The organism is Biformimicrobium ophioploci (assembly GCF_030270605.1).
GTDB classification, from domain to species: Bacteria; Pseudomonadota; Gammaproteobacteria; order Pseudomonadales; family Cellvibrionaceae; genus Biformimicrobium; species Biformimicrobium ophioploci.
Genome location: NZ_BSYJ01000003.1, coordinates 333,417 through 359,206, shown reverse-complemented (window position 1 = coordinate 359,206; position 25,790 = coordinate 333,417). Strand labels below are relative to the sequence as shown.

Here is a 25,790-nt window from a genome sequence, read left to right as displayed (position 1 = left end):
CTAAACAGGCAAAAACCGGTAACCAAGGTACCGGTTTTTGCCCCGCCCTGAGGGCGGTGTCTGGAAGGCGTTTGTTACGCCTGCTCTGGCGCCTAGACGCCCCGGGCCAACAGCATGTTGCGGATGTGGCCAATCGCACGAGTCGGGTTCAGGCCTTTCGGGCAAACGCTGACACAGTTCTGGATACCGTGACAACGGAAGACACTGAACGGGTCGTCCAGGTTGGCCAGACGATCGTCGGTCGCATTATCGCGGCTGTCCGCCAGGAAGCGGTATGCCTGCAACAGGCCGGCCGGGCCGATGAACTTGTCCGGGTTCCACCAGAAAGACGGGCAGCTGGTAGAACAGCAGGCACACAGAATGCACTCGTACAGGCCGTCCAGCTTGGCGCGGTCTTCCGGCGACTGCAGACGCTCGATGGCCGGCGCCGGCGTATCGTTCTGCAGGTAGGGTTCAATTTTCTTGTACTGCTCGTAGAACTGCTCCATGTCCACAACCAGGTCGCGGATTACCGGCAGACCCGGCAGCGGGCGCAGTACCAGCTTGCCTTTAGGCGCAGCTTCGGACAGCGGCATGATACAGGCCAGGCCGTTCTTGCCGGAGATGTTCATGCCATCGGAACCGCACACACCCTCGCGGCATGAGCGACGGAATGCCAGCGTCGGATCCTGCGCTTTCAGCAGTTCCAGCACGTCCAGCACCATCATGTCCTTACCCTGGGTATCGACCTGATAGTCCTGCATGTACGGGGCGCTATCGGTTTCCGGGTTATAGCGGTAAATGCTTACGTTCAACATAATTCTTATTCCCCCGCTTAGTAAGTACGAGCTTTAGGCTCGAACGCTTCCATGGTGGTCGGCGCGAAGTTTACAGCTCGCTTGCCAACACGCTTGTCTTCCGGGAAGTACAGGGAGTGGCACAGCCAGTTTTCATCGTCGCGATCCTGGAAGTCTTCGCGTGCATGCGCACCGCGGCTTTCAGTACGGGTCTCTGCGGCAACCGCGGTTGCTTCTGCAACTTCCAGCAGGTTCTGCAGTTCCAGCGCCTCGATACGGGCGGTGTTGAATGCACGGCTCTTGTCGTCCAGGCGCACGTTTTCGATACGCTCACGCAGGTCGTGCAGTTTCTTGACGCCTTCAGCCATGAAGTCACCACGACGGAATACACCGAAGTGATTCTGCATGACGTTCTGCAGTTCCTTGCGCAGGTCGGAGGCTTTCTCACCGTCGTTCTTGTTCTCGAGGCGATCCAGGCGCGCCATGGCCGCTTCGATATCGGAATCGGAAGCTTCACGGTGCTCGACACCCTCGCGCAGGGCCTTCTCGATGAACAGGCCGGATGCGCGGCCGAATACCACCAGATCCAGCAGCGAGTTGCCGCCAAGACGGTTGGCGCCGTGCACGGATACACAGGCCACTTCACCACAGCCATAGATACCGTCGACAACCTTTTCATTGCCGGACGCGTCCTGGGTCAGGACCTGGCCGTGAATATTGGTTGCCAGGCCACCCATCATGTAGTGACAGGTCGGCACAACCGGGATCGGTACCTTGACCGGATCCGCGTGCGCAAAGGTACGGGACAGCTCGAGGATGCCCGGCAGCTTGGCATTCAGCGCTTCCTCACCCAGGTGATCCAGCTTCAGGAACACGTGGTCCCCTTCCGGGCCACAACCACGACCTTCGAGGATTTCCAGGACCATGGAACGCGCAACCACGTCGCGACTCGCGAGGTCCTTGGCGTTTGGCGCGTAACGCTCCATGAAGCGCTCGCCGTCCTTGTTAACCAGGTAGCCGCCTTCACCGCGACAGCCCTCTGTCACGAGTACACCGGCGCCGGCAATGCCGGTCGGGTGGAACTGCCAGAATTCCATGTCCTGTACCGGGATATCTGCACGCAGGGCCATGCCCACGCCGTCACCGGTATTGATGTGTGCGTTGGTGGTGGAGGCGAAGATACGGCCTGCGCCACCAGTCGCGAGAACGGTCGCCTTGGACTTAACAAAGACCACTTCGCCGTCTTCAATGTTCATGGCGATAACGCCAACCACGGCACCGTCCTGGTTCTTCACCAGGTCCACCGCGAACCACTCGTTCAGGAATACGGTGTTGTTCTTGACGTTGCCCTGGTACAGGGTGTGCAGCAGCGCGTGGCCGGTACGGTCAGCCGCCGCACAGGTACGTGCTGCCTGGCCGCCCTTGCCGAAGTCCTTGGACTGGCCACCGAACGGACGCTGGTAGATGCGACCATTTTCGGTACGGGAGAACGGCAGGCCCATGTGTTCCAGTTCGAACACGGCTTCCGGGCCCACGGAACACATGTACTCGATCGCGTCCTGGTCACCGATGTAGTCGGAACCCTTGACGGTGTCGTACATGTGCCAGCGCCAATCGTCGTTCGGGTCATCGCTGGCAATTGCACAGGTGATACCACCCTGCGCGGATACCGTGTGGGAGCGGGTCGGGAAAACCTTGGTGATTACCGCGGTCTTGAAACCGGACTGGGCCATCTGCAGTGCGGCGCGCATACCGGCACCGCCACCACCTACGACGATCCCGTCAAATGAAATTGTTCTCATGTTCGCCATTCTTATAACCCCCACAAAATCTCAATACCCCAGACCAGGAACGTCACCAGCACCACGGCGAGCAGCAGCTGGCAGACCAGGCGAATCGCGGTCGCCTTGGGCCCCATCAGGCGGGTAGTGAAGTAGTCCGTCAGCACCGCCCAGATCCCGATCCAGGCGTGCGCGACGATGGAAAGCAGGGCCAGAAGGCTGAAAATACGCATCCAGAGCTGGCTGTAGAGCTCTTTCCAGGCTTCGTAACCGAAGTCCGGTGTTGCGAAAATAAAATAAAGAAGGAAGAACACATAGGCTGTCATCACCAGCGCGGACGCGCGCTGTACAACCCAGTCGGCAAGGCCGTTACGGCCAAAGCTGGTTGCCGCGGTTACCATACCCAAACCCCCGCAAGTACGATCAATACCAGGGCAATCACGAACACGAGCACCGCGCCGCGTTTGCCGCCTTCCAGGGATTCCCCGATCCCCATATCCATAAGGAGGTGGCGCAAGCCGGCCACCAGGTGATAAGCCAGGGCTGCAAGACAGGCCCAGAGCAGCAGCTTGGCTGGCGTGCTGCTAAAGATTTCAGAGATTGAAGCAAACCCTTCCGCGGATTCCAGGCTGGTATCCAGCATCCACATCAGTACAGCGACTGCAGCGACAAGAATGACGCCAGAGACACGATGCAGAATGGAAACCTTCGCGGTTACGGGGAGTTTGATCGTCGAAATGTCGAGATTGACAGGTCTTTTGTGGTTCACTGGTAGGACACCTTGTCGCCCCAAAAACTGGGCACCAATTTCACTGTAGAGTCGAACGGCATATAAAGCCGCGTTTTTGCGAACTCCGGCCAAGCCCTGCGCTCAGGGTGAAGCACCCTTTTAGTGCGCGCAAAGCCCCCCTGGCCGGGCGCAAGCCGCGCGGATTATAGGCATTTGCGCCTTAAAAAACAATTCAACCCCAGGCGCGCAGTTCGTCGAATTGCAGCGGGTTTCATTTTTTGATAACCAGCGTTCACTTTGTCACCGAATGGCACCTAAAACGAACAAAAGCGGGGTAAATTGTCGACACTCCGGCGCACCAGATGGAGTTCAGCACAAAAACAGTTCAAACACTTGTTTGACAAACTAAAACTCCGGCACCACCCGCCAGAGGCAAGGATTTTCAATAGAAAGGCGGCGCCAGAGCCGCAGATAATCTCGTTTTCGCGCCGGACTACGACTTTAAACCAATTGACATGCGGGCCCGCGGGACTATAGTTGGCCCCGCTTTTGCGGGCCAGGGAACACACACGCACTGGTGGTCACAACAACACAATATTCCACCGCTTTGGCCAGATCAGAACAATAGTTTCAGGAGTCTGTTAATGTCTGAAAAGAAAGCCCACCTTACTATCGATGGCAAGGAAGGCGGTATCGACCTGCCGATTCGCTCCGGCACACTGGGCCCCGATGTTGTTGACGTGGCCAGTCTGACTGCCAACGGCATGTTTACCTATGATCCGGGTTTCGTTTCGACGGCCTCCTGTGAATCCAAGATTACCTTTATCGACGGCGCCAAGGGCGTGCTGCTGCACCGCGGCTACCCGATCGAGCAGCTGGCGGAGAAGTCCGACTACCTCGAGACAGCCTACCTGCTGATGAACGGCGAACTGCCGTCCGCCGCCGAGAAAGACAAGTACGTCAACACCATCCTGAACCACACCATGGTTCATGAATCTATCGTCAACTTCTTCAAGGGCTTCCGCTACGACGCGCACCCGATGGCGATGATGTGCGGTGTGGTTGGCGCGCTTGCGTCCTTCTACCATGACTCGCTGGACATCACCGATCCGGAGCACCGCCGTATTTCCGCGGACCGCCTGATTGCCAAGATGCCGACCCTGGCCGCCATGTGCTACAAGCACTCCAAGGGCCAGCCGTTCATGTACCCGGACAACAGCCTGTCTTACTCCGAGAACTTCCTGCACATGATGTTCGGCACGCCGACCCAGCCGAGCAAGATCGACCCGATCGTTGCCAAGGCGATGGACATCATCTTCCTGCTGCACGCAGACCACGAGCAGAACGCTTCCACCTCTACCGTGCGCCTGGCAGGCTCCTCCGGTGCCAACCCGTTTGCCTGTATCTCTTCCGGCATTGCCGCCCTTTGGGGACCCGCACACGGTGGCGCCAACGAGGCGGTACTGAACATGCTGCAGGAAATCGGCAGCGTCGACCGCATCGGCGAGTACGTGAAGAAAGCCAAGGACAAGAACGATCCGTTCCGCCTGATGGGCTTCGGTCACCGCGTCTACAAGAACTTCGACCCGCGCTCCCGCGTCATGCAGGGTATCTGCGATCAGGTACTGGGTGCCATGGGCGCAGAGAACGACCCGCTGCTGCAGATCGCCAAGAAGCTGGAGCAGATCGCGCTGGAAGACGAGTACTTCGTCGAGAAGAAGCTGTACCCGAACGTCGACTTCTACTCCGGCATCATCATGAAGGCAATCGGCATTCCGACCGATATGTTCACCGTGATCTTCGCCACCGGCCGCACCGCTGGCTGGATTGCGCACTGGAACGAGATGATCTCCAACCCGTACAAGATTGGCCGTCCGCGCCAGCTGTACACCGGTTACGAGAAGCGCGACTACCCGGCGTAAGCCAGTCGCGGTACTTCGTTTCCACCGAAAGCCGGGGCATGCCCCGGCTTTTTTGTGCCCCGCTCTTTATAGCCGGCCCCGGCCGACCGGCGCCAGCTTCAACTTGCCGCACCCCGCTTGCGCCCTACCCCACCAGCCGTTAGGTTAAGCGTCCCAAATTCCAATAAACCTGCCGCCACAAGCGGTGGACTCAATCGGGAACTACGATGCAGAAAATAGTCAGAACCGGCGCCGCACTGGCGCTGCTGGTCGCCACCCAGGCGAGCCTCGCAGCCAAGGAGGTGGCCACCCCACCTGCTGCCGAGACCGCAAGCAAGGAACAAAAGAAGGCCGACAAGTGGGACGTAAACAAGCCCCCGTTCGAGCTCAAAAAGATCGCCATCGACACGCGCGAAACCACCTGGAGCAACCTCGACATCAGCCCGGATGGACGCACCATCATCTTCGACATGCTCGGTGACATCTACACCATGCCGGTTTCTGGCGGCAAGGCCACCCCGATTACCAATGAGCTGGCCTGGAACCACCAGCCGCGCTTCAGCCCCGATGGCAAGCAGATCGCATTCGTCAGTGACCGTAACGGCACGGACAATGTGTGGGTCATGGACCGCGATGGCAGCAACCTGCGGGCCATCACCAGCGAAACCGGCGAGGACGTGATCCACTCCCCCAACTGGAGCCCGGACGGACAGTTCCTGGTGGCTCGCAAGGGCATCATGTCTACCCGCAGTATCGCCGCGGGTGAAATCTGGATGTACCACATCGGTGGCGGTACCGGTCGCCAGATCAAGGAGCGCATCGGTGGCCCGGTTGCGCAGAAAAACATCTCCGATCCGGCCTTCTCCCCGGACGGCCGCTACATCTATTACTCAATTGATGTGACCCCAGGCACCCGCTGGGAGTACAACAAGAACTCCACCGAGGGCCTGTTCGCAATCAACCGCTACGACCTGCTGGACGGCAAGGAAGAGCAGTTTGTTTCCGGCCCCGGTGGCGCTATCTCCCCGGTTCCGTCCCCGAACGGCAACAAGCTGGCATTCATCCGTCGCCAGGACAACAAGACCAGCCTGTTTATCAAGGACTTGGAGTCCGGCCTCGAGAAGCCGCTCTTTAGCGGTCTCGAGCGCGACCTGCAGGAGACCTTCGGCTCCCACGGCAACTACGTACAGTACGACTGGATGCCGGACGGTGAATCCCTCGTAGTCTGGACCGGCGGCAAGTTCCATCGCATCCCGGCAGACGGCTCCGCGCGCACGGAAATCGTTGCCCACGTACAGGTGGATAAGCAGGTTGCCCCGGCAGTGCGCTATGCCGTCGATGTGGCCCCGGAAAAATTCGATGTGAAGATGATCCGCTGGGCACAGAAGTCCCCGGATGGGAAGCAGGTTGCCTTCCAGGCACTGGGCAAGATCTACATCAAGGACCTCGCCACCGGCGCACAGCGCCGCCTGACCCGCCAGGAGGATCACTTCGAGTTCTACCCGAGCTGGTCCCGCGATGGCAGCCGCATCACCTACGTTTCCTGGGATGACGAAAAACTTGGCCACGTGCGCTCCGTTTCCGCACGCAGCGGCCGCGGTTACAACGTCACCAGCCAGCCCGGCCTTTACGTTGAGCCCGCCTTCTCTCCCAACGGCGAACTGGTTACCTACCGCCGCTTCACCGGCGGTTACCTGCTGAGCCCCGAGTACTCGCTGGAGCCTGGTATTTACCTGGCCGATGCGCGCGGCCGCTGGCAGCGCCGCATCAACAAGGATGGCTTCGAGCCGCACTTCGGTGCCGACAATGACCGCGTCTATTTCAGTGATGTCAGCTGGGCAAAAGGTTCCGCCAAGGTCATGTTCAAAAGCATGAACCTGGAGGGCAAGGAAGAGCGCGAACACCTGAACGGTGCAGAGATCACCTCATTCCGCCTGTCCCCGGACAGCAAGTGGATCGCCTTCACCCAGGACTTCAAGGCATTCGCAGCACCATTCATGCCGACCGGAAAATCCGAGACCATCAGCCCGAAAAGCAAGGCCGTTGCGGTCAAGCAGGTTTCCGGCCAGGCCGGTGAATACCTGCACTGGTCCGGTGACAGCAGCACCCTGCGTTGGGCCCACGGCCCGCGCCTGTTCGAGCGCAAGCTCAAGGATGCCTTTGCATTCCTGCCGGGCGCACCGGCGGAGCTGCCGGAGCCGGTTGAAGAAGGTATCCACCTGGGCTTCAGTACAGACACTGCGGTACCGCAGCAGACTTTCGCCCTCGTCGGTGGCAGCGTGGTAACCATGCGCAATGCCAATGCCGAGCAGGAGATCATCGAGAACGGCGTCGTGATTGTTGAAGGCAACCGTATTGCGGCGGTCGGCAAGGCTGGCGAAGTCGAGATCCCGGCGGGCGCGCGCCAGATGGATGTCAGCGGCAAGACCGTAATGCCCGGACTGGTGGACGCACACGCGCACGGCCCCCAGGGTCGCGAGGAAATCATCCCGCAGCAGAACTGGAACCTGTTCTCCAGCCTCGCATTCGGCGTGACCACTATCCACGACCCGTCCAACGACAGCAGCGAGATCTTCTCCGCCGCGGAAATGCAGAAAGCCGGCATCATCACCGGTCCGCGCATCTTCTCTACCGGCACCATCCTGTACGGCGCTAAGGCACTTGGCTACAAGGCAAAGATCAACTCCCTCGAAGACGCGGAGTTCCATATCCGCCGCATGAAGGAGATGGGAGCCATTTCCGTCAAGAGCTATGCTCAGCCGCGCCGCGACCAGCGCCAGCAGGTACTGGCGGCGGCCCAGAAGCACAACATCATGGTGGTGCCCGAGGGTGGCGGCAAGTTCCAGCACAACATGAACATGATTGTGGATGGTCACACCGGTGTTGAGCATTCCCTGCCGATCGCCAATATCTACGGTGATGTGGAGCAGCTCTGGAGCCAGACCGAAGTGGGTTATACGCCGACTTTCGTGGTGGCCTACGGCGGCCTCTCCGGCGAGAACTACTGGTATGACCGCACCGAGGTGTGGAAGAACAAGCGCCTGACCACCTATACGCCGGATTACATCGTCAACCCGCGTAGTATCCGCCGCCCGACCGCGCCGGATTCGCACTACAACCACGTCAACGTCGCCAAGCATGCCAAGCAGCTGCGCGACAAGGGTGTGACTGTGCACATCGGTGCCCACGGCCAGCGTGAAGGCCTGGGTGCGCACTGGGAAATGTGGATGATGGAACAGGGTGGCTTCTCTGCCTGGGAAGCGCTGCGTGCCGGCACCATCGACGGTGCCCGCTACCTTGGCCTGGATAACGATATCGGTAGTATCGAAGCCGGAAAACTGGCGGACCTCGCCATCATCGACGGCGATGTCCTGTCCGACCTGCGCCTTTCGGAGAAAGTGGCTTACACGGTGATCAATGGCCGCATCTTCGAAGCGGAGAGCATGAACGAACTGGACAGCGACCAGCGCATGGCTTTCTTCCACGAGCGCCTGCCGATCAGTGCCATGCCGGCACCGACCGCCAAGGCAATCCAGGAGAAGCAGCAGCGTCACCACTGGGTACACTGATCACAAATCTCACCAGAGGGGCGCCACACGGCGCCCTTTTTAATTTGCAGCAAGAAAACGAATTAACCGTACCTATCCCTATCTCCGCGCCAATTCTCCCAAGCCTTCTTCTAGTCTTTCCTTTGGAGTCTCAAGGGGAAGCCAGATGTCCAGTTCCAGAATTACACTCGTATTTTTCCTCAGCCTGCTTGTTTCCTGTCCCGCGGTCAGCGAAATCATCCACGATGCCGAGTTCTATATGCTGAAGCAGCAACACGGAGAACGCTGGGCAGAGGAAGACAAGGAGCTCTCCAGAAAGCTGGCGGCGCTGAAGGAAAAACACGGCGCACCGCCAAACATTGTCTACCTGCTTTGGGACGATACCGCATTTGGCGCGGTGGGCTTCCCGGCCCTGCAAAAAAACTTCGGCTATGAGACCCCCAATATCAACCGAATGGCGGCAGAGGGAATCAATTTCACCCGCATGTACACGGAACCGTCCTGCACCCCCACCCGTGCGGCAATGCTGACGGGGCGCATCCCGGTACGACACGGCATGGGCGTAGTCGGTATGCCGCACGAATTCTCCGGGCTGCGCAAGGAAGAAGTCACCATCGCCGAAGTACTGTCCGAAGCAGGTTATGCCACCGCGTTTTTCGGCAAGGGCCACCTGGGTGACATAGAGGAAAGCTACCTGCACAACCAGGGGTTCGATGAGGCCCTGTTCACGCCCATGAACCAGCTGACCTCGGTGTACAACCCGCAAGGCAACGCGGTGAATGCGGTACTGGGGCTGCACCCGGAAATCTACCCACCCGACCCTTACGCACTGGACAAGCCGGGCCTGGTGCCGGAGGGCTGGGTGATGAATATCGAGGGCCGCAAGGGCGAAAAGGGCAAGGAATGGTGCGGCACATCCAATGAATGTTATGAAAAGCTGGACACGGAGGCGGAGAAACGTACCCTCGCCTTCATTCGCAAGAATGCCAAATCAGGCAAACCCTTCTTTGTTTCCTACTGGCCAAACTTCCTGAATTTTCTTGCACCCGTCATGCCGAAGAACAGTGTTGCCGGGCTCAAGGTCGCAGATGCGTTTCCAAAAGTTGACGGTTTTATCGGGCAACTCATGCAAGAACTGAAAACACTCGGCATCGCGGAGAATACGCTGTTTATTGCCATGGCGGACAACGGCCCGATGGTACACAGCCCGCCTCCCGGCTGGGGCATGCTGCCGATGATGTACCGCGGTGGCAAGGGTGACTTTACCGAGGGCGGCGTGCGCGTACCCGCATTTGCCTGGTGGCCCGGGGTGATCGATACCGGCCAGGTTGTGGGGGATATCATCCACGTCACAGATCTGTACACGACCTTCGCCCGACTCGGCAATGCCACCAGTCACATCCCCACCGACCGCATAGTGGACGGCCTGGACCAGACTGCGCTGCTGCTCAAGGGTGATGGCAACAGCCGCCGCGACTATGTGTTTATCTACGCGGGGCATGAGCTGGGGGCGACCGTCAAGGGCCGCTACAAGCGCCACTGGATCGGTGCCGGTGATGTGGCGGCCTCCGGTATGCCGGAGGCGTACTTCGATCTCTATATGGATCCGCGGGAGGAAAACCCACAGCTGACCCCACTGATCCATACCCAGGGACAGTTCAACCAGATGGTGGCCAGGCACCGGCTGTTCAAGAAAAAATACCCGGATGTGCCCAACGCCAAGGGAATTCCCTATACCGGGCTGTCCAATGCAAGGCCGGAAACTGAGGCGATCGCCGATCGTGTCAAAGCGGTGGTGGAGGCCATGCCATTTGATTTGAAGGAATACCTGGAGTTCGAGATTCCGGGCTCAGACAATCAGGGAGACTGGGGCCACTAAAGCGGCTAACCCAACTGAGCGTGCAGCCTGGTGCGGATCAGATCCAGCGCAATTTCGTTCTTGCCGCCGCGCGGGATGATCAGGTCGGCGTGCTGCCTTGAGGGCTCGATAAACTGCAGGTACATGGGGCGCACGAACTGCACATACTGCTGCAAGACAGACTGCAGCGTCCTGCCGCGCTCCTCGATATCCCGGTGCAATCGCCGGATCAGGCAGATATCCAGGGGCGTATCCATGAATAACTTGACGTCAAACCAGTCGCGGAGGTGGCTGTCCGTGAACAGCAGGATACCCTCGACGATCACCACACAGGTGGGAGTTACATGCTCGGCCTTGTCACTGCGGGTGTGGATCGAATAGTCGTAAACCGGCACGTCCACCGCCTGCCCCGCTTTCAATGCCTCGAGGTGACGGGTAAGCAGCTCATGGTCCATTGAAGACGGGTGATCGTAGTTCACACTGGCCCGCTCCTCCATGGTCAGGTGCGACTGGTCGCGGTAGTAAGAGTCCTCGGAGATCATGCTGACCTGATCTGCAGGCAGGGATCGCGCCAGCGTTTTTGCCAGCAGGCTCTTGCCCGAAGCCGACGCTCCGGCAATGCCGACCAGTAACATTTTGTGAGGCATGCCTGTCCCTTTCCCCCTGCCTTTTCCCGGCCCTAGCCGATACCGATAAAGAACCCGGCTATCGCGGCGCTCATCAGGTTCGAGAGTGAGCCTGCCAATACCGCCCTCAGGCCGAGACGTGCGATTTCCTGGCGCCGGTCCGGTGCAAGTACCCCCAGACCGCCAAGCAGCACCGCAATGGAACCGAAGTTGGCGAAACCGCAAAGCGCGAAAGTGGCAATGGCCTGGCTGACCGGCGACAGGCCGTCCTTGATTTCCGCGAAGCTCACAAACCCGACGAATTCATTCAGCACCAGCTTCTGCCCGATAAGGGAGCCCACCGCCGCGATTTCATCTGTAGGGACGCCAATCACCCACGCCAGTGGTGCAAAGGCGTAACCCAGCACCTTCTGCAGCGTCAGCCCCTCAAACCCGAACCAGCCACCAACGCCGGCAAACAGACCATTGATCAGTGCAATCAGGCCGATAAAGGCCAGCAGCATTGCGCCGATGTTCACCGCGAGCTTGAGGCCGTTGGCCGCACCGGTTGCCGCCGCATCAAAGACATTCGCCGGCTGGTCCTGTTCCGGCACCTGCTCCACCAGTTCCTCGTGTGGCGTCTCGGTCTCAGGCACCAGCAACTTTGCAAAAAGTAGCCCCCCGGGAGCGGCCATAAAGCTGGCTGCGATAAGGTAGCTGAGGTCTGCCCCGAGCCCAGCATAACCGGCGAGTACTGAACCCGCCACGGACGCCATGCCGCCCGCCATTACCGCGAACAGCTCGGAACGGGTCATGCGCGACAGGTAGGGTCTCACCACCAGCGGCGCCTCCGTCTGGCTCACAAAGATATTGGCGGTCGCTGACAGCGATTCTGTTTCACTGGTGCCCAGCAACTTGCGCAGGGCGCCACCGATCACATGGATGATCCATTGCATCGCACCCAGGTAGTAGAGCAGGCTGATCAGGGCAGAAAAGAAAATGACGACCGGCAGTACGCGAAACGCGAATACGAAGCCGGAATCACCGAACACCTCGAACATCTTGTCCGAAACGAGCGGACCGAAAATGAACTCAATGCCTTCGTTGCCGTAACCAATCACGGCGGAAACGGCATTGGTTGCGGCCTCCAGCACCGCCTTGCCCCACGGCACAAACAGCACAAATGCGCCAAGGGCAAACTGCAGCGCAAACGCCCAACCCACCGTGCGGAAGCGAATCGCCTTGCGATTTTCAGAAAAGGCAATGGCGATGCAAAGCAGCAACGCCATTCCCACGAGACTGGTGACCGAGGTCATAGTGGCATCTTGATGGAAATCAGTAGATTCCCGTCAGGATAGAAGAGGCAGGGCGCCCCGCGTGATCAGACTTCCTCGACCTCGCGTGCGAGCTGGGCGTCACTGTCAGCCCGCATTGCGCGTGCCACAATTTCATCGACATCCCGGCCTTCGGTATCCAATCCGCCAAAGGCAGACTGCAAAGCCTCGATCATGGCAATAACCTCAACCGTCATCACGGCAAATTCCATATCCAGCTGCTGGGCGGCGTCGGCACCATCCGCTCGATCAGCCTTTTCCTGCACGGCATCGGAGTACTTGACCCGCTTGATGGCCAACTGGTCGTCGACGATAAATTCGATGCCATCCTTCCAGACCAGCCCCAGCTTGGACACCTGCATACCTGCCACCAGGTGATTCTGCAGCTCCTCCGCGTAGAGGTCCTGATTGCGGCAGCGGATGACCCCCTCGTTGCCGGACAGGTCGCGCAGTTCGCACTCACTGCCGAACTCAAACTCTGCCGGCGGCTCGCCTGCCGTAAGCCAACTGGTCATGGCCTGCAGCGGCAGGTTTTTGGTGCCCAGCGGAATCAGGGACAGGCTGCCGACAGCCTCGCGCAGGCTTTCCAGCAGCTCTTCCGCGCGCTTGGCAGAGGAAGCGTTGACCACCAGCAGATTGTCCGCTGGAGAAATAAACGCGTGCTGCACGCTGGAACGGGCAAATGCCTTTGGCAGCATCTCGAGCAGTACTTCATCCTTGATATTCTGGCGCTCCTTGCGCCCCACACGGCGATGCTCCGCCTCTGAAATGGCCAGCGCCTTTTCTTCGATGCGCTCGTTCACAACCGCTGCCGGGATCACCTTCTCCTGGCGCTTCTCGCACAGCAGCAAACGGCCATTGGCGGCGTGCACCAGCTCCACGCCGTGCCGACCCAACGGGGCGACCCAGCCGCGGCGCTGCGTGTCCTGGCTGCCGCAGGGGACAAACTCACCGGGCTCCAGCTTCTCTGCCAGTGCCTCAGCGGTCAGTTCGAACGGTTTAGTGAAACGGTAAACGCGAAGATTCTTGAACCACATAAAAATTGATCGCCTGTTGTTTTTATCGCCAGCCGGGAAGGCAGGAGTTGCATGCAGGCGGGAGATTTTACACGGATGGGCAGAGCCCGGCACTCACTGACTCGCGGGACCAGGGGGTAGTCCCGCGAGTCAGATGTGTGTGTTTTTTAGACGCTGCGAGTTGCCGTCGCCGGGGAGATATTGGCCGCCCTCAGCGCCGGCACCAGTGCGGCTCCAAGGCTGGCCAGCAGCAACAGTGCCGCACAGCTGAGGAGCAGGCCAGCCGGCATGGCTGGTTGGGAAAAACTGGTCACCATCATGCGGTTGATCAGCATGGCGATGGCGAACCCCATGGCAATGCCCAGGGCGGCAATCAGGCCATTCTCCAACAGGAAGTAGCGACTGATATTGGCGCGCGTGGCGCCCAGTGCACGCCGGATACCAATCTGCTTACGGCGCTGGTTGATCCAGAATATGGTCAGGCCAACAATCCCGAGGCTCACGATAAAGGTCAACAGTGCGATCACGGCGGACAGCACCTTTACCATCACGTTATCGCTCATATAGCTTTGCTCCAGGTCCCGAGAAAGGGTTTCAAGTTGCAACACGCGGTTGGCATCGCGCTGCGCGAGCTTCTCCTCCACCAGCTTCATTACTGCATCGCGCTGGCCAGGCTCGGCGCGGATCATATAGCGCTTGTGGTTGGTCTTGATTAGCAACGGGTAAAACACAACCTGCCCCGCTTTCTGCCAACCCACCCAGGCACCGAGGTGCCGGTCAATCACGCCCACGATCTCGATCGGGTTGTTTTCCCCGAGGGGAAAGAAAAACTTTCCGAGTGGCTCTTCGCCGGGGAACAGTGCCTCGCCGAAATCGCGGGTAATGATTGCGACGCGCGCATCGTAGTTCTCATTCGGGCCCATCACGTCCATTTCGGCCGCGGTGAAATTCCTGCCCGCCACCAGCTCAAGGCCCAGTGTATTGATAAAGTTCGGGTCTACCTGATAGTAATTCGCTACTTCGCCGCCAATTTCCTGGTTCGGTTCAGAAAAGTAGCGGCTTGCGGAACCGGAACCGGAGACCGGGATCTGGTTGGTCGGGAAGGCATCCACCACACCCGGCAGGCCGCGCAACAGGTCCATGTCTGCAGCAACCGCGCCTGCCATGTCATATTCCTGCGCAATCGGCATGAAGGTGACGGAAATCAGGTCTTCCACCTGCATGCCGGTAGGTCGCGCGATTTTTTCAACGCGTTCGCTGACGATAACGCCGGCATTACTGACAATTGCCAGGGTCAGTGCCAACTGCAGGGCAATCAGGAAAGCTGAGGTTTTGTTGCGCCACAGCGCAGACAGCATGGGTTTTAATTCCAGCATGATTTTTGCCTCACTGTGTTTTCAGGTAAACAGATGGGTTGGTGTTACTGATACGCCATGCGGGATAGAGCCCGGCAAGCAGGCTTGCAAAAATCGCGAGCCCGACAGAAGAAAGCATCATCACCCAGTCCATGGTTGCAATCCGGTCGACCATACCCAGCGTCAGGTAACGGATTCCCGCCAGCCCGATCAGCGCCAGCACTATCCCGAGCAAACCGCCGAGCACCCCGATCACCCCACTCTCTACCAGGTGCTGTATAAAGATCGCCTTGCGATTGGCACCAAGGGCGCGACGCACCCCGGCCTCCGGCGCCTTGCGCAGGAACTTCGCCAGCAACAGCGCCACTGCATTAACCACACACACCAGCAGGAACGAGAGCGACAGCGCTGCAAGTACCTGTACATCGTCACCCAGCACCTCGTTGATGACCAGCCACTCCGACGGCTTGGAAAGCGCGAACTTCAGAGGGCGTTCGAACCGCCCCTGCGCCTTTTGTTCGCGAATATAGCCCGTCAGGAAGTCTTCATAGCGCTGGCGCTGCTCAGAGGAATCCATCTCAACCCAGTACTGTATCCATACAGACTCGCTTTGCAGGTGCCCCTCATAGCCTTCCAACCCATCATTCTTCCAACCGTTGGTGTTACCCCAGCTGTAGATTTCAAAGGTCCGGTGCAACCCGAACGGGATGAATAGTTCCTCCGGCTCCGCGAAAGGGTTGTTGTTCAGGTCATAAACTTTTGGCGACGGGCTCCAGTGGGCGATCACGCCGACTACCGCAAACGGCTCGCCCTTGAGGTTCACGATACGGCCAACACTGTTTTCGCCATTGAACAGTTTGTCGTTGGTGGCTTTCGACAGCACCACCTGCTTTACAGGCCCGCTGTCGGCGCCATCTTCCCAGGTGCCGCCAAACAGGAATGGCACATCGAACAGCGCGAAGAAGTCGCGGGTGGTCACACGTGCTTCGGCGGTAAATGGACGCACGGAATCGTCATCCAGGCTCACGGTGAAACCATACCGGTGCATCGCGACCTGGCGCGTGGGAATATCAGAGCGCAGCAGTGCCTGCGTATCCTGGTAAGTCAGCTCCTTTGGCAGCTCATTAACACTGTCATAGGCCTTGTTCGGGTCCCAGCTATCCAGCTGTACCGCGAACAATACATCGTCCTTGTGCTGAAGGGCATTGCGGGACATGGTGTAGTTGACTGTGAGCACAGTCATGGCGGCACCCACCCCCACCGCAATGGCTGCGACCATCAGGCTGCTGAGAATCGGCATGCTCCTGAGGCTGCGCATCGCCAGGGAAATATAATATCCAAGCATGGCGACCTCCTTATGCCGGCTCAGCGACGGGCGCTACCGGCGCTGCCTTGCTGTCGCTCACCCGGCCGTCAACGATCTGGATATTGCGGCGCGCGCGGGCGGCCAGCTCCGGGTCGTGGGTCACCATGATGATGGTGGTTCCGGCACTGTTAATGGATTCAAGTAACTCCATTACCTGCGCCGCCATTTCCGAGTCGAGGTTACCGGTTGGCTCATCCGCCAGCAGGAAACGTGGCTCGCCGGCCAGCGCACGCGCGATGGCAATACGCTGCTGCTGGCCACCCGATAGCTGGGCTGGTAGATATTTTGCGCGGGCTGACAGGCCAACCAGCTGCAACACATGCTCAATACGGCGGCGCCGCTCCTTGCTGTTGAAACCACGATAGCGCAGCGGCACATCGATGTTGTCGAACAGGTTGAGGTCCGGGATCAGGTTGAAGCCCTGAAAGATAAACCCGATTTTTTCGTTGCGCTGGCGCGAGCGATCGCTGTCGCCGAGTTTGCTGATGTCCACACCGTCCAGCAGGTACTGGCCATCGGTAGCGGTCTCCAGCAAGCCTGCGATATTCAGGAATGTGGTCTTGCCAGAACCACTCGGCCCGGTGACGGAAACAAATTCGCCCTCTTCCACTTCGAGACTGAAGTCGCGCAGCGCGTGCGTCTCGATCGTATCGGTGCGATAGACCTTGCGGATATTGTGCATTTTCAACATTGGGTTGTTCCTGCCGTAGTTATGTTTGTTACGTTTTTTTTATTACGAATGCTTTGATCAATCTGTCAGGGCGACTATCTGCGCACCGTTCAGGTCCTGTACTGCGGATATGATGATCTGGTCACCCGCACCCAGACCGGACAGAATCTCGACTTCACTCAGCCCCAGTGCACCGGTACGGATAGGCACCCGCACAGCCTGGCCCTCGTCATTCAGCTTCCAGGCAAATCGGCCTCCGTCCTGGTCCAGGAATGCGCCGCGCCGGACCATCACCACATCAGTGCGATTCTCCAGCAGGATGCGCGCGGTCAGGCGCAGATTCTGGCGCAGGTTTTGCGGCTGGCCCTCGGTAAAACGCACTCGCGCAATCACCTGGTTATCGATGACTTCGGGCGAGATTGCCGTGACCTCGCCGGGCATGCGCCGCCCGCCAAGATTGATCTCAACCGCCATGGCAATGCCGAGGTCATCCGCGTAGTTTTCCGGTACCGCTGCCTCCAGTTCGAAGCTGGAAAGGTCAACAACGGTCATCAATGCCTGGTTCGGGCCGATGGCGCTGCGCTGTGCCACCGAGAGGCTACCTACGGCGCCGGAGACCGGCGAAACGATATTCAACTCACCGACCTTGCGCTCCAGCTCTTCGACCCGCAGCGTCTGCTGGGACAACTGGAGCTCGAGGGTACGGGTCTCGAACGCCAGCGCCTCGTTCTCCAGTGCACTGTTCTGCACCGCCTGCTCGTACTCCAGCTCCGCACGCGTGAGGTCGTCCCCGACTTTCTCGTAATCGAGGCGGGAAATGATGTTTTTCTCCATGGAAATTTCGGCGCGCTGTAATTCGCGCCTGGCCGCAGTAAGGCTGACCTGAGCGAGATCCGCCTTCTGGGTATTCTCCAGCCGCTGGCGCTTGGCCTGGATCTTCTGGCGCTCCAGTTCAACATTGAGCTTACTCAGCATCGCCTGTTCCTGCGCGAGCAGGTTTGCCAGCTCCGGACTTTCCATCTGAGCCAGTAACTGGCCGCGCTCAACCAGATCGCCGGCCTTCACAGAGAACTTCACAATGCCCTGGGCCGGGCTGAACAACGTCGGGCTGTTGGCCGCCACAACCTTGCCCTGCACCACCAGGTCTCGCACGAGATCACCGCGCTGGACTTCCGCAATATTCAGGCGCGCCCGGGAAATGACTGCATCGACAGAATCTATTTCACGCCACGCCAGCAGACCCCAGGCCACCAGCGCAGCGGCGGCAAATCCACCCAGCAGCCGGAAAAGGTTTTCTGGCTTGCGCCAGGCTGCCGTTGGGCGAAGAACCACGTCCTGCCCCGAGGTATCTCTGATCATTCTTTTTATCCGTACCAGTTGGCCGGCGCGCTCAACTCTCAATAACCCGCCGTTGTATCTGTGACGTAGCGCCAACAGCGATTGGATGCAGGGTCAGGCAAAAAAATGCAGATGCGGCCACATTTTGGCCAATCGCAGTTTGCAAGCCTCCACTCCCCTCTCTATTAATTACTTATGGGCCCGGCGTTTACCCGCAGGAAACCCACCCGCCAATTCAGTCATCAGCCGACACCAGGAGGCCTGTCAATGTCCATCACGAGTCACGCCCTGCATATCGATTTCCCCCAGTTCGCCGACCAGATTCAGCAGTTACAACAACAGGATCTCGACTTCAAAGCAGAAAGTGACAGGTACCACGAACTCGATAAGACCATCAGGGGGCTCGAAGGGGCCAATGTTCCCGTCAACGACGATCGCTTCAACCAGCTGAAGCGGGAACGCGCTCAACTCAAAGACCACCTTTACCGCCGCCTCAACGGCAACTAACACAGCGCCAGTTCACCTGACCGAAAACTTAAGGACGGTCGCATAATCGCAAGGACGCAGAAACCGGCAATACCAATCCGCCCGCCCCCGACACTGTCACTGGCTCGGCGGCGGGCGCTCTGTTGGCTGTGTTTTTTCTGCTGTGCAGCGTTCGTCAGCACTCCGGTTCCTGCACAGCCCGACAAGGCCTCCAAACCGATCCTGGTGGAGGGCATCCGCGTCACCGCGCAACCCATCTTCGAGGAAGTCGCCGTCAGCGGCAGCCTGTCGCCGTTTCAGCAATCGCGTATCTCCGCTGAGGTATCGGGCTATGTGGCGGCCGTGCATGTGGATGCCGGCCATGAAATCCGGCAGGGCCAATCGCTGGCAGACCTGGACCGGGAGCTGAACCAGATCGACCTGCAGGTCGCCGAGGCACAGGTGCAACGTGCCCGGGCGGCCCTGGGCAAGAGCCGGCGCCGCCTGGCGGAAGTAGACGCACTGATCGAAAAAAGTTACATCGCGGAAACTCAGGTAAAGGACCTGGCTGCACAGGTAGACATAGACCAGGCCACCCTGCGCGCGGCCGAGGCAGAAGTCGCGCGACAGCAGGCGTTGCTCACCCGCCGCCGGATCGAGGCTCCATTCAACGGCATAGTGGCGCGCAAGCTCACCGAGGTAGGGCAATGGGTGGATCCGGGTGACGAACTGTTCGAGCTGATCACCCCACAGCGTTATTTCGCAGACCTGCAGGTGCCCCAGCGCTACTTCTCGCGGATACAGGCCGGCGATGCAATACAGCTGCAGCTATCGGACCTCGAGCGCAGCCGGTCAGTGGCAACAGTAGAACAAAAAGTGCCGCTCGCACGCGACCAGGGCCGCACGTTCCTGCTCCGCGCCCGGATAGAGAAGGACGGGGACCAGGCCACGATCAGGCGTGCACTGATCCCCGGCATGTCAGTGAGTGCCAAGCTGCGCCTGGCCACCGGTCGCAGCGGCATTGCGGTACCGCGGGATGCCCTGATTCGCTACCCCGATGGCCGGGTAACCGTCTGGGTCACGGGAGGCGGCAGCGCCTATGGCGCCCCTCTGCCAGTCACCGAAGTAATTGTCAGCCCGGGAATCAGCTTCTCCGGGCAGGTTGAAATCCGTTCCGGTCTCACCGAGCAGGCTATGGTCATAGTCACCGGTAACGAGGCACTGAGCGAAGGTCTGCAGGTGATCGTGCGCAAGCCCGAATAACCGCATAAAAACTGGTAAGCAACAACGGAATGTTCGAAGGAATTGTTCGCAATGGCGTGCTGGTCGCGGTCGGCACCCTGATCCTGTGCGTGCTTGGCGTACTGGCAGCTATGCGTATTCCCGTGCAGATGATTCCGGATCTGGAAGTGCGCACCATCAGCGTGGAAACCCGCTGGCCAGGCGCCACACCCCAGGATATCGAACGGGAAATCCTGATCGAGCAAGAAGAGTTCCTGCGCAACATTCCCTACCTGCAGAAACTGCGCTCCACTGCCGACTTTGGCAGTGCCCGAATTGAGCTGGAATTTCCCTTCGGGGTCGATATCACCCAGTCCACCATTCGTGTCATCAATGCGCTGACACAGGTACCCACCTACCCGCTCAATGTGGATGAACCGCGGGTGATCGCCACCTCGTTCTCCTCCAATGCATTTATGTATTTCCGTATCTCGCCGCTGCCGGGCAATCCGCGCCAGCTCGATATCAACATGATGCGCGACTACCTTGAAGACCACATTCGGCCGCGCCTTTCCAGCGTGCCCGGGGTCGCCCAGGTGGATATCTGGGGCGGTGCCAGCCGCCAGATCCAGATCCGCCTCGATACGCAGAAGCTGGCGGAAATGGGGATGACCATTGCCGATATACGCAGCGCCATCAACGCCCGTAACCGGGATATTTCCGGCGGTGAAATCGAGTCCGGCAAGCGCCGCTACCTGTTGCGCACCATCGGCCGGTTTGAAGACCTGGAAGCGTTGCGCCAGCTAATCCTGCGCCGGGAAGGCGATGCCATCGTGCGCCTTGGCGATGTGGCGGAAGTGGTGCTCGACCACTCGCGGGTACGCACCACCACCTACTTCGCCGGGCAACAGGTGCTCGGTATGTCAGTGCGGCGCGAGAGCGGCTCCAATGTCATCCGCATCAAAAAGGCCATGATGGAGGAAGTCGCGCGTGTCAATCGCGACATCCTCGAACCCGCCGGCCTGCAGATGGCGCGCACCGCGGACGACGTGGTCTATGTGCAGGGCTCCCTCGTCAATGTATGGAAGAACCTGCTGCTCGGCGCACTGCTGGCAACCGGGGTCATGTACCTGTTCCTGAAGTCTGCGCGCACCACAGCGCTTGGTGTGATCGGCATTCCGGTGTGTACCATCGCCGCATTCCTTGGGCTGCTGATGGCTGGCCGCACCATCAATGTCATTTCTCTGGCGGGCGTTGCGTTCGCCATTGGCATGACGCTGGACAACAGCGTGGTGGTACTTGAAAGCATCGAGGAAGAGCGCAAGAAAGGGCACGGCCGGCTGGAATCCGCGATCAAGGGCGTGTCTGCTGTTTGGCCTGCCGTGCTCGCCTCTACCCTGACCACGGTCATGGTATTCCTGCCGGTGGTCTTTATCGCAGAGGAAGCCGGGCAGCTTTACTCGGATGTCGCCATTGCGATTTCCGCCGCCATCCTCACCTCCATGCTGGTGGCCATTGTGGTAATTCCCACGGCCAGTGCGCATATGGATTTACATTTCGCCTTTGAGCGCGGCCGGCAGCGGGTGGCTGTCCGCAGCGCGATTCTCGGCGCGGTTGGCTGGTTGCTCGAGACCCCGCAGCGGCGCCTCGCCACCATAGCCGTGGCCGTCGCCACGAGTGCCGCAATCGCAATTTTTCTCACGCCACCGGCGGAGTACTTGCCGGAAGGCGAAGAGGCCAAAACCTTTGCCAGCCTGAGCCCGCCGCCGGGCTATAACCTGGCGACCATGGAGCGCATCGCCGGAGAGATTGACGAGTATCTGCGCCCTGCGACCGGTAAGACCGAAGGCGATGCCCTGCCCGATGACTTACCCGATCGTTTACCCGGTGGCCTGCCGCCGATCAAGTACGCATTTATGATCGTATCGCCGCAACGCCTGCTGGTTATTTCCGAGCCCGAGCACCCGCAGGATATCAATGCACTGATGCAGGGGCTGGTAAAGAAATACGAAACCTATCCGGGCATGCGCGCCTTCGCCGCGCGTGGTTCCATCATCAGTAGCAACGATGGCGGTACCCGTAGCGTCAGTCTCGATATTTCCGGGCCAGACCTGGCCAAACTCTATGAAGTGGCGCGCAAAGCCTACGATCGCGCGCGGGAGATTTTCGAGAGCCCCAGTATCCAGACGGAACCCTCGAGCCTCGCACTGGCACAGCCACTGCTACAGATAGAGCCCGACTGGGAGCGCGCTGCGGAGCTGGGCATGAGCGCGGAACAGATCGGTTTTTCCGTGGCCGCACTGACCGACGGCGCCTTCGTCAATGAATTCTTTTACGACGACGACAAGATCGATATCTATCTGTTCAACCGCGGTGGTGCAAACGCCAGCATTGACACACTGGAGAGTATTTTCCTGGAGACGCCTGCCGGGGTCGCCCTGCCACTATCGGACCTGACGAACATTCGTGAAACTGTGGATACCAGCACCGTACGACGGGTAAGCGGCAGCCGCACCATTACCCTGAATATCATCCCGCCGCGCTCGGTGGCACTGGAAACCGGGGTGGAGCGGGTACGCGAACAACTGGTGGGATACCTGCGCGATAACGGCGAGATTCCTGCGGGGGTGAGCATGAACATTTCCGGTGCTGCGGACCAGCTGGATGCCACACGGGAATCGCTCAGTAACAATTACCTCGTGGCCCTGATCATCATCTACTTGCTGATGGTGGCGATCTTTACCCACTGGGGATACCCGCTGCTGATCATGACCACCATCCCGCTGGGCATTGCCGGTGGCCTAGCGGGACTGGCACTGCTCAACCTGATTGGTGCAACAGCGAGGGGGCTCGGTCTGGAGGGATTTCACCAGCCGTTCGACATGATCTCGATGCTGGGTTTCCTGATCCTGATGGGCACCGTAGTCAACAACCCCATCCTGATCGTGCATACCGCCGCGGAGAATGTAAAAACGCTGGGCATGAGCCCGATAGATGCCGTGCAAAAGGCGGTCAGCAGCCGCCTGCGCCCCATCGCAATCTCGTCCATCACCACCATCTTCGGCATCGCACCGCTGGTGTTACTCCCAGGCGCCGGCACCGAGCTATACCGGGGCGTGGGTGTAATTGTCATGGCCGGCATTATCGCCTCGACAGTCGTGACACTAACCGCCCTGCCGGCACTTACTACCATGGCGCTCCGGTGGCAGGCGCGGCGCAGGAAGGCGCGCGCGCCGGATCCGGAAGCCTCGTAAATAGATCGCTACCGGATCAGTTTTTTAAAACTTCCACCGGGCCGTGATCATCACAGTGCCCGTTATGCACATGGTGCAGACGCCCGTCGACGATATAGTCAATATGGTCACCATGCGGCACTGCCTCATGTCCGCAGCCCGGCCCATGCACATGGCCGCCACAGGAATGTACCGGCGCACACCCGTCCGGGTTGGCGTCGCTCACCTCAATAACGTGGTCGTCGTAGTGGTCCTCGTGCGGGCAGTGCAGGTGGCCGTCGTGAACATAGTCTACGTGGTCACCATGACGGATGGCGGTATGGCCACAGCCTGGGCCGTGGTCGTGATTGTCGTGTGAGGCCACTCTGGAACAGGGCATAACAGATCTCCATGGGGAATACAGGGTTAATGCATCTTTATAGATAGCCGATAGGTTTAGCCAAAGCCACGTGACTTTCACAGCTTAGCCACACCAGATACGACGGGATGACTCGCTTTTCTCCTATAGCACGGATATGCTTGCAGACCACTGTATAAAAAAGCGTCGATTTGCGGGCGCTTGGATGCATGGGGAGCGGAAACGCATCAATGATCAAGAAGGTAATTATCAGCACCGCCATACTGCTTTTTGCGGTGCTCCTTGTGGCCCTTGGCCTCCTGCAGGCCAGCAGAAGCACCTCTTTCCAGTTCTTCGGTGAAATAGTCCCCAGGGTAGAGAGCCAGGAGAAATTGGTTGCCCTGACCTTTGACGACGGCCCAACCCAGGGCAAAACTCAGCAGATCCTGGAAATCCTCGCCTCCCACGACGTGAAATCCACTTTCTACCTGGTGGGCAGCGCCATGGAGCGCAACCCGGTGCTGGCGGAATTGATCTGGCAAGCCGGCCATGAGATCGGCAACCACTCCTATACCCATAGCCGGATGCTGTTCAAGCCTTATGATTTCGTCAGTGATGAAATTGAAAAAACCACCGCGATCATCCGCCAGTCCGGCTATGAACGGAACATTACTTTCCGGCCGCCCTACGGCAAAAAGCTGTTTGTACTGCCCTACTACCTGTCAGAGGCAGGTATGACCAGTGTCATGTGGGATCTTGCCCCCGATAGCGACCTGCCGCTCAACGCCGAACCGGAAGCCATTGCCGATTACGCGATTGAGCATATCCAACCGGGTTCCATCATCCTGATGCACGTGATGTTTGATGCCCGTAAGAATTCAATGGAGGCCGTGCCGCAGATCATTGAGGGGCTGAAGGAAAAGGGTTACCGGTTTGTGACGGTTTCGGAGTTGATTGAGGCGGGTTCTAGCGGGGCATAAGACCCGGAGCCCAATTCAGCACGACCGCTATCCTGCTTTCATCACTTTCTATGGAAATGTCAATTCCCAGCCGCTCACACAGGCGTTGAACCAAAGACAGGCCAATACCATAGCCGCTACTCTGCTTTCCCTTGATGCCAGACTGAAAAATATCCGGCAGCAATTCAGGGTCGATTGGCGTTCCGGTGTTACTGATGGTCAGTGTGTCCGGTCCGGCCACGATACGGATGGTACCGGAGTCAGTATGCGCAAAGGCATTGGCAATGAGGTTTCCAAGAATAATGCGCATAGCCTGCACATCGCACCAGAACTCGACATCGGGCGCCACATCCAGATCCAGCTCAACATCTTTCTTGACGGTCTCATCATCGACCCTCGTTTCAAGCAGCTGATGATGCTCAACAATGGCGCTCTCCAGAAGCGGTAAAATACGAACATTCTCTTCCCGAAAACCCTCCTCCCGCGCGAGGGCAAGTAGCCCATCGATACATTGCTGCATCTGCTCTTGTGCCAGCTCCAATCGATCTGCCAGCTCTTGCTGCTCCCGGTCCAGCCTGGTGTCCTTTAGCAGAGATACCGCCCCCTGACTGATCGCAACAGGGGTTCTCAGTTCGTGCGAAACATCCCGGGTAAAATCCTGCTCACGTTTAATAAACGCCTGGACCCGGGACAGCGCGCTGTCCAGCTCCTTGGCAAACATGCCGATCTCATCATTGCCGAACTGTGACGAGAAGCCGACGGGAAGCTCCTGGCCCTCGACGTCTGTCAACACGGCATGAAGCTGGTCAATGGGACGGATCAGGCGTTTGGCCATGAACCATGCGACCAGCGCGACGATCAGGACTATCACAGCCAGTATGATCAGCTGTATATAGGCCATTCCGCCCTTGATCTTGCGCACTACCAGATAGTCACTGACCTCGGCCAAGATAACCCCCTGATCCAGGTGCTTCAGGTGATAATGCTTACCATCAGCACCCGAAAACTCAACCCGGTTTGGCTCTTCATCCAGAACCGTCAGGACTTCCCCGGGCAGTAGCCTGATATCGGGGTAATACTGCACGTATGCCAGGGTCGGAACGGGTGTTTCGCCACGCTCCAGTTGCTGCTCTATCCGCTCACGTTCGTCCACCAGCAGCTGATTGAACATGGCGTCTTCAACGTAATAGGAGAACAGCAGACCGAGGAGGCCAAACAAGAGACTGATACATACGGCAGTAGCGATGAAATACGCCACTACGCGCGTTCGAATTCGATTAAAAATCATAACGGATAA

20 protein-coding genes are annotated in these 25,790 nt (G+C 58.9%); 7 read left to right on the top strand and 13 right to left on the bottom strand.

What is annotated here, in order from left to right; genetic code table 11:
- Positions 1-92 precede the first annotated feature (92 nt).
- Genes QSJ80_RS08305 through sdhC form a run of 4 tightly spaced genes read right to left on the bottom strand, consistent with a single transcriptional unit; the run spans position 93 to position 3,326 of the window.
- Positions 93-797: a succinate dehydrogenase iron-sulfur subunit gene (locus QSJ80_RS08305; RefSeq protein ID WP_285763968.1), complete on the bottom strand. Its 705-nt coding sequence runs from the start codon at positions 795-797 to the stop codon at positions 93-95.
- 17 nt (positions 798-814) lie between these two features.
- Complete coding sequence (sdhA, locus tag QSJ80_RS08300) at positions 815-2,587, bottom strand: succinate dehydrogenase flavoprotein subunit (protein WP_285763967.1); 1,773 nt, start codon at positions 2,585-2,587, stop codon at positions 815-817.
- 2 nt (positions 2,588-2,589) lie between these two features.
- Complete coding sequence (gene sdhD, locus QSJ80_RS08295; protein WP_285763966.1) at positions 2,590-2,958, bottom strand: succinate dehydrogenase, hydrophobic membrane anchor protein; 369 nt, start codon at positions 2,956-2,958, stop codon at positions 2,590-2,592.
- Positions 2,952-3,326, bottom strand: coding sequence for a succinate dehydrogenase, cytochrome b556 subunit (sdhC, locus tag QSJ80_RS08290; protein WP_285763965.1), 375 nt, complete (start codon positions 3,324-3,326; stop codon positions 2,952-2,954). The genes sdhD and sdhC overlap by 7 nt, the downstream gene beginning before the upstream one ends.
- Positions 3,327-3,931: 605 nt before the next feature.
- Between sdhC and gltA the strand changes: the two genes are divergently transcribed.
- The 3 genes from gltA to QSJ80_RS08275 all read left to right on the top strand — a co-directional run bounded on the left by gltA (position 3,932) and on the right by QSJ80_RS08275 (position 10,615).
- Positions 3,932-5,209: a citrate synthase gene (gene gltA, locus QSJ80_RS08285; protein WP_285763964.1), complete on the top strand. Its 1,278-nt coding sequence runs from the start codon at positions 3,932-3,934 to the stop codon at positions 5,207-5,209.
- Positions 5,210-5,415: 206 nt separating this feature from the next.
- The gene (locus tag QSJ80_RS08280) at positions 5,416-8,757 is read left to right on the top strand and encodes an amidohydrolase family protein (RefSeq protein WP_285763963.1); all 3,342 of its coding nucleotides are present in this window, start codon (positions 5,416-5,418) and stop codon (positions 8,755-8,757) included.
- 145 nt (positions 8,758-8,902) lie between these two features.
- Complete coding sequence (locus tag QSJ80_RS08275; protein WP_285763962.1) at positions 8,903-10,615, top strand: sulfatase-like hydrolase/transferase; 1,713 nt, start codon at positions 8,903-8,905, stop codon at positions 10,613-10,615.
- Between the two features lie 5 nt (positions 10,616-10,620).
- On the opposite strand, the gene udk is transcribed toward QSJ80_RS08275, so the two are convergent.
- From udk to QSJ80_RS08240, 7 genes are all read right to left on the bottom strand, one after another.
- The gene (udk, locus tag QSJ80_RS08270; RefSeq protein ID WP_285763961.1) at positions 10,621-11,241 is read right to left on the bottom strand and encodes a uridine kinase; all 621 of its coding nucleotides are present in this window, start codon (positions 11,239-11,241) and stop codon (positions 10,621-10,623) included.
- A gap of 32 nt (positions 11,242-11,273) precedes the next feature.
- The gene (locus tag QSJ80_RS08265) at positions 11,274-12,515 is read right to left on the bottom strand and encodes a NupC/NupG family nucleoside CNT transporter (RefSeq protein WP_285763960.1); all 1,242 of its coding nucleotides are present in this window, start codon (positions 12,513-12,515) and stop codon (positions 11,274-11,276) included.
- Positions 12,516-12,580: 65 nt separating this feature from the next.
- Entirely contained in the window at positions 12,581-13,570 is a 990-nt protein-coding gene (gene rdgC, locus QSJ80_RS08260; protein ID WP_285763959.1) for a recombination-associated protein RdgC, read from the bottom strand.
- Between the two features lie 146 nt (positions 13,571-13,716).
- The gene (locus QSJ80_RS08255; protein WP_285763958.1) at positions 13,717-14,925 is read right to left on the bottom strand and encodes an ABC transporter permease; all 1,209 of its coding nucleotides are present in this window, start codon (positions 14,923-14,925) and stop codon (positions 13,717-13,719) included.
- A gap of 10 nt (positions 14,926-14,935) precedes the next feature.
- Positions 14,936-16,249, bottom strand: a complete 1,314-nt coding sequence (locus QSJ80_RS08250) for an ABC transporter permease (RefSeq protein WP_285763957.1) — start codon at positions 16,247-16,249, stop codon at positions 14,936-14,938.
- A gap of 10 nt (positions 16,250-16,259) precedes the next feature.
- Positions 16,260-16,961 carry an ABC transporter ATP-binding protein gene (locus QSJ80_RS08245; RefSeq protein ID WP_285763956.1) on the bottom strand — a complete coding sequence of 234 codons (702 nt, stop codon included), beginning with the start codon at positions 16,959-16,961 and terminating at the stop codon, positions 16,260-16,262.
- 57 nt (positions 16,962-17,018) lie between these two features.
- Positions 17,019-18,299: an efflux RND transporter periplasmic adaptor subunit gene (locus QSJ80_RS08240; RefSeq protein WP_285763955.1), complete on the bottom strand. Its 1,281-nt coding sequence runs from the start codon at positions 18,297-18,299 to the stop codon at positions 17,019-17,021.
- A 246-nt stretch (positions 18,300-18,545) separates the two neighbouring features.
- Between QSJ80_RS08240 and QSJ80_RS08235 the strand changes: the two genes are divergently transcribed.
- The 3 genes from QSJ80_RS08235 to QSJ80_RS08225 all read left to right on the top strand — a co-directional run bounded on the left by QSJ80_RS08235 (position 18,546) and on the right by QSJ80_RS08225 (position 23,218).
- Positions 18,546-18,785 (top strand): HP1242/YdcH family protein, encoded by a 240-nt coding sequence (locus QSJ80_RS08235; RefSeq protein ID WP_285763954.1) that lies wholly within the window; start codon positions 18,546-18,548, stop codon positions 18,783-18,785.
- Positions 18,786-18,989: 204 nt separating this feature from the next.
- Complete coding sequence (locus QSJ80_RS08230; RefSeq protein ID WP_285763953.1) at positions 18,990-20,006, top strand: efflux RND transporter periplasmic adaptor subunit; 1,017 nt, start codon at positions 18,990-18,992, stop codon at positions 20,004-20,006.
- A gap of 29 nt (positions 20,007-20,035) precedes the next feature.
- Positions 20,036-23,218, top strand: a complete 3,183-nt coding sequence (locus QSJ80_RS08225) for an efflux RND transporter permease subunit (RefSeq protein WP_285763952.1) — start codon at positions 20,036-20,038, stop codon at positions 23,216-23,218.
- Between the two features lie 16 nt (positions 23,219-23,234).
- On the opposite strand, the gene QSJ80_RS08220 is transcribed toward QSJ80_RS08225, so the two are convergent.
- A complete protein-coding gene (locus tag QSJ80_RS08220; protein WP_285763951.1) occupies positions 23,235-23,576 on the bottom strand; it encodes a hypothetical protein in 342 nt (113 codons plus the stop codon).
- Between the two features lie 209 nt (positions 23,577-23,785).
- Here QSJ80_RS08220 and QSJ80_RS08215 point away from each other — a divergent pair, with 209 nt between their 5' ends.
- The gene (locus tag QSJ80_RS08215) at positions 23,786-24,514 is read left to right on the top strand and encodes a polysaccharide deacetylase family protein (protein ID WP_285763950.1); all 729 of its coding nucleotides are present in this window, start codon (positions 23,786-23,788) and stop codon (positions 24,512-24,514) included.
- On the opposite strand, the gene QSJ80_RS08210 is transcribed toward QSJ80_RS08215, so the two are convergent.
- Positions 24,501-25,781: a sensor histidine kinase gene (locus QSJ80_RS08210; RefSeq protein ID WP_285763949.1), complete on the bottom strand. Its 1,281-nt coding sequence runs from the start codon at positions 25,779-25,781 to the stop codon at positions 24,501-24,503. The two genes, QSJ80_RS08215 and QSJ80_RS08210, sit on opposite strands and share 14 nt — an antisense overlap.
- Between the last annotated feature and the right edge of the window lie 9 nt (positions 25,782-25,790).